The 12,250-nt window shown below is 73.1% G+C and carries 12 protein-coding genes and 1 riboswitch; of the genes, 7 read left to right on the plus strand and 5 right to left on the minus strand.

The window, feature by feature from the left end:
- Positions 1-87 precede the first annotated feature (87 nt).
- Entirely contained in the window at positions 88-390 is a 303-nt protein-coding gene (locus VR894_RS00510) for a DUF2249 domain-containing protein (RefSeq protein ID WP_324649340.1), read from the plus strand.
- An 85-nt stretch (positions 391-475) separates the two neighbouring features.
- Here VR894_RS00510 and VR894_RS00515 read toward each other — a convergent pair whose 3' ends face one another.
- Entirely contained in the window at positions 476-1,426 is a 951-nt protein-coding gene (locus VR894_RS00515; RefSeq protein ID WP_324649341.1) for an LppM family (lipo)protein, read from the minus strand.
- Between the two features lie 133 nt (positions 1,427-1,559).
- On the opposite strand from VR894_RS00515, the gene purD reads away from it, so the two are divergent.
- The 5 genes from purD (at position 1,560) to purQ (ending at position 5,955) form a co-directional block, all read left to right on the plus strand.
- Complete coding sequence (gene purD / locus VR894_RS00520; RefSeq protein ID WP_324649342.1) at positions 1,560-2,834, plus strand: phosphoribosylamine--glycine ligase; 1,275 nt, start codon at positions 1,560-1,562, stop codon at positions 2,832-2,834.
- On the plus strand, positions 2,831-3,703 hold the full coding sequence (locus tag VR894_RS00525) for a phosphoribosylaminoimidazolesuccinocarboxamide synthase (protein ID WP_324649343.1): 873 nt from the start codon (positions 2,831-2,833) through the stop codon (positions 3,701-3,703). Before purD ends, VR894_RS00525 begins: the two co-directional genes overlap by 4 nt.
- 118 nt (positions 3,704-3,821) lie before the next feature.
- Entirely contained in the window at positions 3,822-4,901 is a 1,080-nt protein-coding gene (locus VR894_RS00530; protein WP_324649344.1) for an acyl-CoA desaturase, read from the plus strand.
- A 56-nt stretch (positions 4,902-4,957) separates the two neighbouring features.
- Entirely contained in the window at positions 4,958-5,221 is a 264-nt protein-coding gene (gene purS, locus VR894_RS00535; protein ID WP_324649345.1) for a phosphoribosylformylglycinamidine synthase subunit PurS, read from the plus strand.
- A complete protein-coding gene (gene purQ, locus VR894_RS00540; protein ID WP_324649346.1) occupies positions 5,221-5,955 on the plus strand; it encodes a phosphoribosylformylglycinamidine synthase subunit PurQ in 735 nt (244 codons plus the stop codon). The genes purS and purQ overlap by 1 nt, the downstream gene beginning before the upstream one ends.
- 88 nt (positions 5,956-6,043) lie before the next feature.
- On the opposite strand, the gene ald is transcribed toward purQ, so the two are convergent.
- On the minus strand, positions 6,044-7,159 hold the full coding sequence (ald, locus tag VR894_RS00545; RefSeq protein ID WP_324649347.1) for an alanine dehydrogenase: 1,116 nt from the start codon (positions 7,157-7,159) through the stop codon (positions 6,044-6,046).
- A gap of 201 nt (positions 7,160-7,360) precedes the next feature.
- Positions 7,361-7,449, plus strand: a riboswitch (glycine riboswitch).
- Between the two features lie 137 nt (positions 7,450-7,586).
- On the opposite strand from ald, the gene VR894_RS00550 reads away from it, so the two are divergent.
- On the plus strand, positions 7,587-8,585 hold the full coding sequence (locus VR894_RS00550) for a DMT family transporter (RefSeq protein WP_324649348.1): 999 nt from the start codon (positions 7,587-7,589) through the stop codon (positions 8,583-8,585).
- 42 nt (positions 8,586-8,627) lie between these two features.
- On the opposite strand, the gene VR894_RS00555 is transcribed toward VR894_RS00550, so the two are convergent.
- The 3 genes from VR894_RS00555 to VR894_RS00565 are packed head-to-tail and all read right to left on the minus strand — an operon-like array spanning position 8,628 to position 12,219.
- Positions 8,628-9,518, minus strand: coding sequence for a MaoC/PaaZ C-terminal domain-containing protein (locus VR894_RS00555; RefSeq protein ID WP_324649349.1), 891 nt, complete (start codon positions 9,516-9,518; stop codon positions 8,628-8,630).
- Positions 9,518-10,876, minus strand: coding sequence for a 3-oxoacyl-ACP reductase (locus VR894_RS00560; protein WP_324649350.1), 1,359 nt, complete (start codon positions 10,874-10,876; stop codon positions 9,518-9,520). The genes VR894_RS00555 and VR894_RS00560 overlap by 1 nt, the downstream gene beginning before the upstream one ends.
- A complete protein-coding gene (locus tag VR894_RS00565; RefSeq protein ID WP_324649351.1) occupies positions 10,876-12,219 on the minus strand; it encodes an acetyl-CoA C-acetyltransferase in 1,344 nt (447 codons plus the stop codon). The genes VR894_RS00560 and VR894_RS00565 overlap by 1 nt, the downstream gene beginning before the upstream one ends.
- Positions 12,220-12,250 lie beyond the last annotated feature (31 nt).

Consider the following 12,250-nt stretch of genomic DNA (forward strand, 5'->3'; position numbering starts at 1 on the left):
CTGTCGCCGGGTCCGGCCCGATGGTCCTTTAAGTACGGATTAACCCGTGGTTATGCTGGCGGGACACACCGACCGAGAGGACGCCCCATGGCCGTCGACGAGATCCAGATCCAGTCCCGCCCAGGCGCCGGAGGGTGCGCGTGCGGAGGTCACGACGACGCCGCTCCCGTGCTCGACGTCCGCCAGATCCCGCACGCGATCCGGCACGCCACCGTGTTCGGTGCGCTGACCGCGATCGCCCCGGGGTTCGCCCTGGACCTGGTGGCGCCGCACAACCCCGTGCCCCTGCTCGCGCAGATCGAGGAGCGTCACCCCGGGGCGTTCTCGGTCAGCTACCTCGTCGAGGGCCCGGAGGACTGGACCGTGCGGCTCACCCGGCAGCCCGTCTGACCCGGCACGGCTCGGGCGGAGCCGCCCACAGACGCCAGGGGCCCGTCGTGCACAGCACGACGGGCCCCTGGCGTCCTGCGGAGGGTCAGCGCTGCTGGCCCTCGTCCTGCTCGTCCGGGTTCTGAGGCTGGGCCGGCGGCTCGAACGGCGACCCCTCCGGGCGGTCGACGGGAGCGTCCGCGGCCGCGGTGGTGAACGGCGCGGGCGCGGCGGGCGGCTGCTGGCCGGGGTAGCCCGGGCCGGGGTCCGCGGGCACCTGGTCGGCCTGGCCGAAACCGCCGACCGGCTGGCCGGCACCGGGCTGGCCGGTGTACCCGGGGCCGCCGTAGGGGGCTGTCCCGGCGCTCTGGCCGCCGCGCTTCTTGCGGCTGATGAGGTAGATGAGCGCGGCGATCGCGAGGAGGGCGACGACGCCCAGGACGACCCAGACGGCGGTGGAGACGCCGCCGGCGCCCCCGCCGCTGCCCGCGGCGTAGCCGGTGGCGCTGCCGCCGGTGGCGAAGGCCTCGATGCCGCTCCAGGTGACGGTGTTGCCGTCGATCTCGCCGTCGGCCTCGATGACCTCACCGGGGAACGTCACCGAGATGCTCACCTGGGGCTCCATGCCGGCCGGCATGTCCTCCATGCCGCTCGTGTCGCCCATGCCGGTCTCGTCGCCGTCGAAGGAGAAGACGAAGGTGTCGTCGACCTTCTCGATGCTCATGCCCTCACCGGTCATGGTGTCGAGCGGGGCGCCGGTCGCCGCGATGCGGCAGCCGAGGTTCCCCTCGTCGTCCTCGATCTCCTCGACCGTGAAGTCGACGTCCTCCGGGGTGTCACCGATCTCGGACTCCAGGTCGGAGCAGTCGAGGTCCTCGCGGGTCGCCATGCCGGTGAGGTCGCCGACCTCCATCGACACGTCGACGGTCTCGTCCTCGGTGATGGTCAGGCCCATGTCGAGCCGGAAGCACCCGGCGAGCACGAGCAGGAGGGGAAGGAGGAGGAGCGCCGAGACGCCGCGACGGACGCGGGAGCGGCGGGAGACATGTGTTCGCATGCGGGCACCTTATCGCCCGGCCCGTGCCCGATCCCGCGCCCGGACACCCTCCCGGATGGGGACAACTCCCCGCCCGTCCTGCCCCGTGAACCGTCGCGGCTCCCGACGGCGACGGTCGGTAGGCTGTCGAGACGTGAAGATCCTCGTCGTCGGCTCCGGCGCACGCGAGCACGCGATCGCCCGCGCCCTCACCACCGACACCACCTCCCACGAGGTCCTCGTCGCCCCGGGAAACCCCGGGACGGCCCGGATCGCGGCCAACGTCCCCGTCGACCCGCTGGACCCGCGGGCCGTGGCGGCGCTCGCCGTCCAGCACGAGGTCGACCTCGTCGTCGTCGGCCCGGAGGCGCCGCTCGTCGCCGGAGTCGCCGACGCTGTCCGGGCCGCCGGGGTGCCGTGCTTCGGCCCGGACGCCGCGGCCGCCCGCCTCGAGGGCTCCAAGGCCTTCGCCAAGGACGTCATGGCCAGCGCCGAGGTCCCGACGGCGATGGCCTACGTGTGCACGACCCTCGAGGAGGTCGCCGAGGCGCTGGACGCCTTCGGCGCCCCGTACGTCGTCAAGGACGACGGGCTGGCCGCCGGCAAGGGCGTCGTCGTCACCGAGGACCGGGAGGCGGCGCTCGACCACGCCCGCGCCTGCCTCTCCCGCGCGGCCACGCCCGGCGGCGACCGGCCCGCCGTCGTCATCGAGGAGTTCCTCGACGGGCCCGAGGTCTCCGTCTTCTGCGTGTGCGACGGCACCGACGCGGTCGCCCTCGCCCCGGCCCAGGACTTCAAGCGGCTCGGGGACGGGGACGCCGGCCCGAACACCGGTGGCATGGGTGCGTACAGCCCCCTGCCGTGGGCGCCGGAGGGACTCGTCGAGGAGGTCATGGAGCGCGTCGCCCGGCCGGTCGTGCGCGAGATGGCCCGCCGCGGCACCCCCTTCACCGGCGTGCTCTACGTCGGTCTCGCGCTCACCTCCCGCGGCCTGCGGGTCATCGAGTTCAACGCCCGCTTCGGCGACCCCGAGACGCAGGTCGTCCTCGCCCGGCTGGCCTCCTCCCTCGCCCAGCTCCTGCACGCCGCGGCGACCGGGAGGCTCGCCGACGTCCCGCCGCCGCGCTGGCGGGAGGAGTCCGCCGTCACGGTCGTCCTCGCCTCGCACGGCTACCCGGGCGTCCCCCGCTCCGGGGACCTCGTCGAGGGCGTGGCCGCCGCCGAGGAGCTGCCGGGCGTCCACGTCCTGCAGGCGGGCTGCGCCACCGACACCGACGGCGCCCTGGTGAGTGCCGGCGGGCGGGTGCTGTCCGTCGTCGGGGTCGGGGCAGACCAGGAGGAGGCGCGCACGCGCGCCTACGCGGGGATCGAGCAGATCACCCTGGCCGGCTCCCAGCACCGGACCGACATCGCCCAGGTGAGGGCATGACGACGACGGCCCCGGCCCTGGCCGGCTGGGACCACGCCTACTCGGGCAAGGTCCGCGACCTCTACCGTCCCAGCGCGCCCCACCCGCTGGGCGACGTCGTCCTCGTGGTCGCGTCGGACCGCATCAGCGCGTTCGACCACGTCCTGCCGACCCCCATCCCCGGCAAGGGGGAGGTGCTCACCCGGCTCAGCCTGTGGTGGTTCGACCAGCTCGCCGACCTCGTCCCGAACCACGTCGTCTCCCTCGACGTGCCGGCGGAGGTGTCCGGCCGGGCGATGGTCTGCCGTCGCCTGGAGATGTTCCCGGTCGAGTGCGTCGCCCGCGGCTACCTCACCGGCTCCGGCCTGGTGGAGTACCGCGCCGGCCAGGCGGTGTGCGGCGTGCCGCTCCCGCCGGGGCTCGGGGAGGCCTCCCGGCTGCCGGAGCCGATCTTCACCCCGGCGCGCAAGGCCGAGCTCGGTGACCACGACGAGAACATCGCCTTCGCGGCCGTCGTCGAGCAGCTCGGTGAGGCGCGTGCCGCCGAGCTGCGCGACCTCACCCTGACGATCTACTCCCGCGCCGCCGAGGTCGCGGCACGCAGCGGGATCATCGTCGCCGACACCAAGCTGGAGTTCGGGCTCGGGCACGACGGCGGTGTCGTCCTGGGCGACGAGGTCCTCACCCCCGACTCCTCACGCTTCTGGCCGGCCGACGGGTACGCACCCGGGCACGTCCAGCCGAGCTTCGACAAGCAGTTCGTCCGTGACTGGCTCGCCGCCCCCGAGTCAGGCTGGGACCGGTCGAGCTCTCCGCCGCCGCTGCCCCCCGAGGTCGTCGAGCGGACGCGCGAGCGGTACCTCGAGGCGGCGGTGCGCCTCATCGGCTGAGACGCCAGGCACTCACCCGGCCGGGACCGTCGATCCGTGCGAGACTGTGAGGGCAGGCACACGACAGCGCGACGAGTTCGCGACGGAATACTGAAGGCGCGAACGTATGGCTACACACGTGACCACCCCCCGCCCCACGCCGTCCAGCGGCTCCCCGCGAGAGCGGCAGGTCAGTGACTTCACCGCCCTGACCAAGCGGGTCCAGGACGCCGGCCTGATGCGACGGGCCTACGGCTACTACTGGACCAAGCTCATCGGCTCGCTCGTCCTGGGCGTCGGGCTCGCCGTGGTGTTCGTGCTCATCGGCAACACGTGGTGGCAGATGGTGACGGCGGTGGTCCTCGCGCTGCTCATGACGCAGATCGCCTTCCTCGGCCACGACGCCGCCCACCGCCAGATCTTCGTGTCGGGTAAGTGGAACGAGTGGATCTCGCTCATTGTCATCAACCTCTTCGTGGGCATGGGCCAGGGCTGGTGGCAGCGCAAGCACACCAAGCACCACGCCGCCCCGAACACGCTCCACAAGGACCCGGACATCGACCCCGGCGTGCTCGCCTTCACCGCGCACGCGGTCGAGCAGCGCAAGACGCCGCTCACCCGGTGGCTCGCCAGGAAGCAGGGCTTCTTCTTCTACCCGCTGCTGCTGCTCGAGGGCGTCAACCTCCACGTCCAGGGCATCAAGCGGGCGGTCAGCCGTGAGCGCCTCAAGCGCCGGTGGGTGGAGCTCGGATTCATCCTGGTGCGGCTCATCAGCTTCGTCGCCCTCGTCTTCATCGTCCTCTCGCCGGGCAAGGCGCTCGCCTTCATCGGCGTCCAGCTCGCCGTGTTCGGCCTCTACATGGGACTGTCCTTCGCGCCCAACCACATCGGCATGCCGATCGTGCCCCCGGACGTGAAGATCGACTTCCTGCGGCGCCAGGTCCTCATGAGTCGGAACATCTCCGGCGGGCGCACCGTGGACACCTTCATGGGCGGGCTCAACTTCCAGGTGGAGCACCACCTGTTCCCGTCCATGGCGCGGCCCAACCTGCGCAAGGTCGCGCCCCTCGTGCGCGAGTACTGCCAGGACCTGGGTGTCCGCTACACCGAGACGACGCTCGTGCAGTCCTACCGGGCGGTCTACCAGTACCTCAACAGGGTGGGTCGCGGCGGTCTCGACGTGTGGGCGTGCCCCCTGGCGGCCCAGTACCGGGTCTGACCCGACGGCGGGGGTAGACTCGTCGGCGGCCTTCCAACCCCCGAGCAGGAGTCACCATGGGACGAATCGTCGTCGACGTCATGCCCAAGCCCGAGATCCTCGACCCCCAGGGCAAGGCTGTCGCGGGTGCGCTGCCCCGGCTCGGCCTCAGCGGGTTCGTCTCGGTCCGGCAGGGCAAGCGTTTCGAGCTGGAGGTCGACGGGGAGGTCGACGACGCAGCGCTCCAGCAGGCCCGTCAGGCCGCCGAGACGCTCCTGTCGAACCCGGTCATCGAAAACGTCGTGCGGGTGGCTGCCCTCGACGACTCCGGGAGCCTGTGATGCACCGCCTCGACGTCCCCGAGCCCCAGCCGCGCGTCGACGGCGCGCGCATCGGCGTCGTCACCTTCCCCGGCTCGCTCGACGAGCGGGACGCGCAGCGCGCCGTCCGGCTGGCCGGCGCCGAGCCGGTGCCGCTGTGGCACGCCGACGAGGACCTCAGGGGCGTCGACGCGGTCATCCTGCCGGGCGGCTTCTCCTACGGTGACTATCTGCGCTGCGGTGCCATCGCCCGCTTCGCCCCCGTGATGAGCGCCGTCGTCGCCGGGGCCCAGGGCGGCCTGCCGGTGCTCGGCATCTGCAACGGCTTCCAGATCCTGTGCGAGGCGCACCTGCTGCCCGGCGCGCTCATCCGCAACGAGGCCCAGCGCTTCGTCTGCCGGGACCAGCAGCTGCGGGTGGAGAACAACGACACCGCCTGGACGACCGGCTACTCCGTCGGCCAGTTGATCACCATCCCGTTGAAGAACGGCGAGGGCGGCTTCGTGGCCGACGAGCGCACGCTCGCCGAGCTGGAGGGCGAGGGCCGCGTCGTCCTGCGCTACGAGGGGCCCAACCCCAACGGCTCGCTCAACGGCATCGCCGCGATCTGCAACGAGGCCGGGAACGTCGTCGGGCTGATGCCGCACCCGGAGCACGCCGTCGAGCCGGGGTTCGGCCCCGACTCGCCCACCGGCACGGGCACCGACGGGCTGGCGATGTTCACCTCGGTGCTCGGCGTCCTCGTCGCGGCCTGACCCTCGACGCGGCCCGGGCGCCGCGACCCGGGGGACGCAGCAGGGGAGTCCGGACGAGGGCACTCCGCGCCGGGGCGCGCGTCCCGCCTCAGCCCAGCACGTCGTCGAGCGCGACGTGCTCCAGACCGTGCGCCTCGGCCACGGGCGCGGAGACGAGAGCGCCGTCGTGCGTGGCCAGTCCGAGAGCCAGGGCGCGGTCGGCGCGCATCGCCCCCTGCCACCCGTGGTCCGCGAGGGCGAGCGCGTAGGGCACGGTGACGTTGGTCAGCGCGTACGTCGAGGTGTTCGACACGGCTCCCGGCATGTTGCTCACGCAGTAGAAGAGTGAGTCGTGGACGCGGTAGGTCGGGTCGGAGTGCGTCGTGGGGCGGGAGTCCTCGAAGCAGCCGCCCTGGTCGACGGAGATGTCGACGACGACGGAGCCCGGCTTCATCGTCGCGACCTGGTCGTTGGTCACCAGGCGGGGCGTGCGGGCCCCCGGCAGCAGCACCGCGCCGATGACGAGGTCGGCCTCGGCCACCGCACGCTGGATCTCGTAGGCGTTCGACATCACCGTCTGGCAGCGGCCGCGGTAGAGGAGGTCGGCCTGCCGGAGGCGGCTCACGTCGCGGTCCATGAGGACGACGTCGGCGTGCATTCCCACGGCCATGGCGGCGGCGTTCATGCCGGCCACGCCCGCGCCGATGACGACGACGCGTGCCGAGTAGACGCCGGACACGCCGCCGAGCAGCACCCCGCGTCCGCCCTGGGCGCTCATCAGGGTGTGCGCCCCCACCTGGGGGGCGAGCCGCCCGGCGATCTCGCTCATCGGCGCGAGCAGCGGTAGGGACCGGTCGGGCAGCTCGACGGTCTCGTAGGCGACCGCGGTGACACTGCGCCGCAGGAGCTCCTCGGTGAGCTGCTTGTCCGCCGCCAGGTGGAGGTAGGTGAACAGTGTCTGGCCCTCGCGCAGGTGGCCGTACTCGCCGGGCACCGGCTCCTTGACCTTGAGCACGAGCTCGCCGAAGTCCCAGGTGGCGGCGGCGTCCGGGAGGACCGTGGCACCGGCCGCGGCGAAGTCCTCGTCGGTGATCGACGCGGAGATCCCGGCGCCGGCCTCGACGGCGACGTCGTGCCCGTGCCGGACGAGCTCGTTGACCCCGGACGGTGTGATGGCCACCCGGCCCTCGGAGTCCATGACCTCCCGCGGCGCTGCGATTCTCATGCGGGCATCCTCCCAGGTGTTCGCTGCCCCGCGTGGGCGTTGCCGGCGACGCCGGTGGCCGACTTGTCCACAACACCCGTCCACAAGGTTGTGCACATACGCACAGGGAGCGCCCTGAGCCTGTGGACGCGTGGTGAGGCGGCGCACGCTCCACGGCGCTGGCGAATATGAGATGGTTGGAGCGACAACTGAAGACGCCATCGATTCGCGGCGGGAGAGTCCCGCGCCAGCGGGCGCCGAAGGAGCAACCTCCCCGGGAAACTCTCAGGCCCCTATACCGCCGCGGCGAGGCACCTCTGGAAAGCAGCCACCAGGCTCACCGACGGTGAAATCCGGGACTCCCGGCGAAAACTCTCAGGTCACATGACAGAGCGGGGAACGGCCCCTGCTCGTGCGCCCACAGGCGCGACCGATCCGAGGAGTTCGCTTGGCTGCCTCCACCGACGTTCCCGCGCGCGTCCCCGCGCGCCCCGCACCACGCGGCACGCGCGCCGTGCCGCGCATGCGCCACCGCCTCGGCGTCATGGCCATCATCGCCTCCGCGACCGCGATGGGGCTGGCCGGCGTCTTCGGCCGGATGTCCACCCCACCCGGGGCCGTCATCGGAGAGGCCCTCACCCTCGGCCGGATGACGGTCGGGGCCCTCGGGATGGTCCTCGTCCTGGCGCTCGGGCGGCGCCTGGGCGCGGTCCGCCGCACCCGCCTGTCCTGGTCCGTGGTGCTCGGCGGCGTGTTCCTCGGGCTCTCGCTCGCCACCTACCTCTCCGCGACCGTCCTCACCGATCTTGCCCGAGCCGTCGCGCTGCACTACCTCGGGCCCGTGGTCGCGACAGTGCTCGCCCGCGTCCTCCTCAAGGAGCGCGCGAGCCCCACCGAGCTCGTCTCCGTGGCCGTCAGCTTCACCGGGATGGTTCTCGCCGCCGGTCTCATCGACGCCGGACCGGCGATCGGCAACGAGCAGCAGCTGCAGGGGGACGTGCTGGCCGCCGTCTCGGGCGTGCTCTACGGCGCGGCGCTGCTGTGCTACCGCTACCGCTCCGACATGCCCGCCGACGTCCGCAGCTTCTGGAACTTCGCCTTCGGCTCGCTCGGCGCGGCGGGGATGGTCGCGGTCACCCGCCCCGACCTCTCCGGCATGACGACGGCGAACTGGATGTGGGCCGTCGCCTTCTTCCTGGTGTGCGGGCTGCTGGCCCTGGGCCTGCTCGTCCTCGCGGGCAAGCACCTGCGTGCCGTCGAGCTCTCCGCGCTGTCCTACTGGGAGGTCGTCGTCGCGATGCTGCTCGGTGCGGCGGTCTTCGGCGAGGGCATCTCTCCGCTCGCCGCTGCCGGGGCGGTGCTCATCATCGTCGGCGCGGCGATCGCCGTCGGGGCCTCCCACCGCCGGGTGGCGCGGCTGCCCCGCGCCCCGGCGACCGCCCGGTGAGGTGCGGAGCGGCGTAGGTGCCCCACGCGGCGCGGCGTCCGCTCACGCGCGGGGTGTCACCGAGCCGGAGAAGTGGAGCTTGCCGGATCTCGGGTGACGCCCGGTGTAGCGCACGCCCTCGCCGGCGGTGTCGACACTGAGCGCGACCCGACCGGGGAGCAGCACGGGCTTGGCGAACTCCACGTCCCAGGTGAAGGCGTCCCCGCGGAAGCGGGCCACCTGCGCCAGCGCGCGAGAGGCGGTGTACATGCCGTGCGCGATGGGGCGGGGGAACCCGAAGACCTTGGCCCCGACCCGCGAGACGTGGATCGGGTTGCGGTCCCCGGAGACCTCGGCGTAGCGCTTGCCGGTGTCCGCCCCGAGCGACCACAGGGCGACGACGTCGCCCGCGCCGTCCTCCGCCCGCTCCTCGAGGGACGCGGGCGCGGAGTCCGTGATCGCGCTCGGGAGCCGGGTACCGCGCGCGAGGTAGGTCGAGGTCCCCTCCCACACCGTCTGCCCGCCCGCACCGACCGTGACGGTGAGGTCGACCAGCGTGCCCTTCCGGTGCGCGCGTGCGTCGCCGGCCTGCGCCCGCGCGGTGAGCTCCTCCCCGAGCAGCACCGGGCGGTGCTGCTCGACGCGGTTCGCGATGTGCACCATGCCGAGCACCGGCAGTGGGAAGTCGGGACGCACCATGAGCGCCATCGCCAGCGGGAAGACGAGCACGTGGACGTAGCCGGCGGGCAGCTCGTCGGTGCCGGGCTCGCCGAGCAGCTCCTGGTAGGCCGACAGGGTGGCGGCGTCGGCCCGCAGGCCGTCGGCCACGTACGCGACCTCCGGCAGGCGGTCACGGGCGGCGCCGCGGCTCATGGTGGTCCGGGCCGTGGCGGCCAGTGCCCGGCTGTAGAGCGAGCCCAGGCTCGGGACCTCGTCCAGCCGCTGCTCGCGCATCACTGGCCCACCATGTTCTGGCCGCACACCCGCAGCGTCTGGCCGTTGACGCCACCGGCCTGCGGGGAGGCGAGGAACGCGATGGCCTCGGCGACGTCCACCGGCTGCCCGCCCTGCTGGAGGGAGTTCACCCGGCGCGCGATCTGCCGCGGCATGGGCGGGATCCTCGCGGTCATGTCGGTCTCGATGAAGCCGGGTGCCACCGCGTTGGCCGTGGCCCCGGCGGCGGCGACGACCGGTGCCAGCGCGCGGGTCATCCCGATGATCCCCGCCTTGGCGGTCGCGTAGTTCGTCTGCCCCCGGTTCCCGGCGATCCCGGACGTCGAGGCGAGGGAGATGATCCGCCCGCCCGCACCGAGCTCGTCGGTGAACGTCTCGTTCATCCGCAGCGGCGCGAGGATGTTGACCGCGAGGAGGTCGTTCCAGCGGTCCTCGGTCATGTTGGCGAGCAGCTTGTCCCGCAGGATGCCCGCGTTGTGGACGACGACGTCGAGCCGCCCGTAGCGCTCGCGGACGTGCTCGAGGATCCGCTCGGCAGCGTCCTCCGCGGTGATGTCGAGCTGCAGGGCGCTGCCACGGACCTCGTTCATCACGCGGCTGAGCGAGTCGCCGGCCGCGGGGACATCGACCCCGACGACGCGCGCGCCGTCACGTGCCAGCACTCGGACGATCGCCGCGCCGATGCCGCGGGCCGCACCGGTCACGACGGCGACCCTCCCGGTCAGCGGGCGGGTCCAGTCGGCCGGCACCTCGCCGTCGGCGGTGAGCACCTGGAGGAGCTGGCCGTCGACGAAGGCCGACCGCGCCGAGAGGAAGAAGCGCAGCGCGCCCAGCGCCGACGGTGCCAGGACCGGGACGCCGTCGGCGAGCACGACGCCGTTGGCTGTGGCGCCGGCCCGCAGCTCCTTGGCGAGCGACCGGAGGAAGCCGTCCACGCCCTGGCGGACGGCGACCAGCGAGGGGTCGGTGGCGTCGTCGGCGCGGCGGGAGATGGTCACGATGCGGCCGCCGGGGGCCATCCGGCGCAGCACACCGCCGAGCGCGAGGGCGGGACCGCCGAGCGCGGCGGGGGATGCGGCGTCGGTGACGACGAGGACGACGGCGCCCCAGCGCCTGCCCTTGGCGAGCTCCGGGTCGCGGCGCACGTCGAGGTGCCACCCGAGGAGGGCCTCGGCGACGTCGTCCGCCGCCCGCTGCGAGGCGCCGTCGTCGAGCACGAGGACCGGGCCCGGGACGAGCGGCTGGTCCACGCTCGCGGGGTCGGTGCGGCGCAGCCGGACCGGCTGGGGGAGGCCGAGCTTCTTGGCGGCCGACTTGCCCCAGCCGCGGGAGACGAGGTCGAGGTAGGTGTCACTCATCACGCCTCCAGGATCATCGCGGTGGCCTGCCCGCCGGCGGCGCACACGGAGATGAGGCCACGCGTCGTCTCGCCGGTCTGCTGCTTCTTCTCCGCGAGGAGCTTGGCCAGCGTGCCGACGATGCGTCCGCCGGTCGCACCGAAGGGATGACCCGCGGCGAGGGAGGAGCCGGTGACGTTGAGTCGGTCGGGCGCGACGGTGCCCAGCGGCTCCCGGTCCAGGCGCTCGCGGCAGAACTCGGCGTCGTTCCATGCGGCGAGGGTGGCCAGCACCGTGCTGGCGAAGGCCTCGTGGATCTCGACGAAGTCGAAGTCCTCCAGCGTGAGGCCGCGGCGCTCCAGCAGGCGCGGGACCGCGTAGCAGCCGCCCATGAGCAGCCCCTCCGCACCGCCGGTGAAGTCGACGGCGGCGGTCTGGGCGTCGACGACGCGGGCGAGGGCGGGCAGGCCGCGTTCGCGGGCCCAGTCCTCGGTGGCGAGGAGCACCGCGGAGGCGCCGTCGGAGAGCGGGGTGGAGTTCCCGGCCGTCATCGTCGGGTTGTCGCTGCCCGGCGCGGTGAAGGCGGTGCGCAGCTTGCCGAGCTTCTCCAGCGAGGTGTCCGCGCGGAGGAACTCGTCGCGGGTGACGCCGCGGTACGGCGTCAGCAGGTCGTCGAAGAAGCCACGGTCGTAGGCGGCGGCGAGGTTCTGGTGGGAACGGAGCGCGAGCTCGTCCTGCGCCTCACGGGTGATGCCCCACCGCTCGGTGGTGACGGCCTGGTGCTGACCCATGCTCAGGCCGGTGCGCGGCTCGGCGGTGTCCGGCGCGACCGGCGCGAGGTCGCGCGGCCGGATCGCGGAGAGGGCCTTGAGGCGCTCGGGGAGGCTCTTCGCGCGCGAGGCGCGCAGGATCGTGCGGCGCAGGCGGTCGGAGACGACGATCGGGGCGTCGGACGCGGAGTCCACGCCGCCGCCGACACCGACCTCGGCCTGACCGAGGGCGATCTTGTTGCTCACCCCGAGGATCGCCTCGAGCCCGGTCGCGCAGGCGCGCTGCACGTCGAAGGCGGGGGTGTGCGGGTCGAGGGAGGAGCCGAGCACGACCTCCCGGGTGAGGTTGAAGTCGCGGGAGTGCTTGAGCACGGCGCCCGCGCTGACGTCGTCGAGGCGCTCACCGGCCAGCCCGTAGCGGGCGACGAGCCCCTCGAGGGCGGCGGTGAGCATGTCCTTGTTCGACGAGGCGGCGTAGCGGCCGCCGGCGCGGGCGAAGGGAATGCGGTTCGCGCCGACGACGACCGCCGGGCGGATGGATGAGGTCACGGCGTTGTTCCTTCGGTAGCGGGTGGGACGGAGGTCCCTGGCCATCGTGGGACTCAGAGTACCTGATACTCTCGGT

The sequence above is a fragment of the Georgenia sp. H159 genome (assembly GCF_035607575.1).
Lineage (GTDB): Bacteria > Actinomycetota > Actinomycetes > Actinomycetales > Actinomycetaceae > Oceanitalea.

Coding starts and splice junctions, on each gene's coding strand:
- VR894_RS00510 (WP_324649340.1), top strand. CDS start 88: ATGGCCGTCGACGAGATCCAGATCCAGTCCCGCCCAGGCGCCGGAGGG.
- VR894_RS00515 (WP_324649341.1), bottom strand. CDS start 1,426: ATGCGAACACATGTCTCCCGCCGCTCCCGCGTCCGTCGCGGCGTCTCG.
- VR894_RS00525 (WP_324649343.1), top strand. CDS start 2,831: ATGACGACGACGGCCCCGGCCCTGGCCGGCTGGGACCACGCCTACTCG.
- purS (WP_324649345.1), top strand. CDS start 4,958: ATGGGACGAATCGTCGTCGACGTCATGCCCAAGCCCGAGATCCTCGAC.
- purQ (WP_324649346.1), top strand. CDS start 5,221: ATGCACCGCCTCGACGTCCCCGAGCCCCAGCCGCGCGTCGACGGCGCG.
- ald (WP_324649347.1), bottom strand. CDS start 7,159: ATGAGAATCGCAGCGCCGCGGGAGGTCATGGACTCCGAGGGCCGGGTG.
- VR894_RS00555 (WP_324649349.1), bottom strand. CDS start 9,518: ATGCGCGAGCAGCGGCTGGACGAGGTCCCGAGCCTGGGCTCGCTCTAC.
- VR894_RS00560 (WP_324649350.1), bottom strand. CDS start 10,876: ATGAGTGACACCTACCTCGACCTCGTCTCCCGCGGCTGGGGCAAGTCG.
- VR894_RS00565 (WP_324649351.1), bottom strand. CDS start 12,219: ATGGCCAGGGACCTCCGTCCCACCCGCTACCGAAGGAACAACGCCGTG.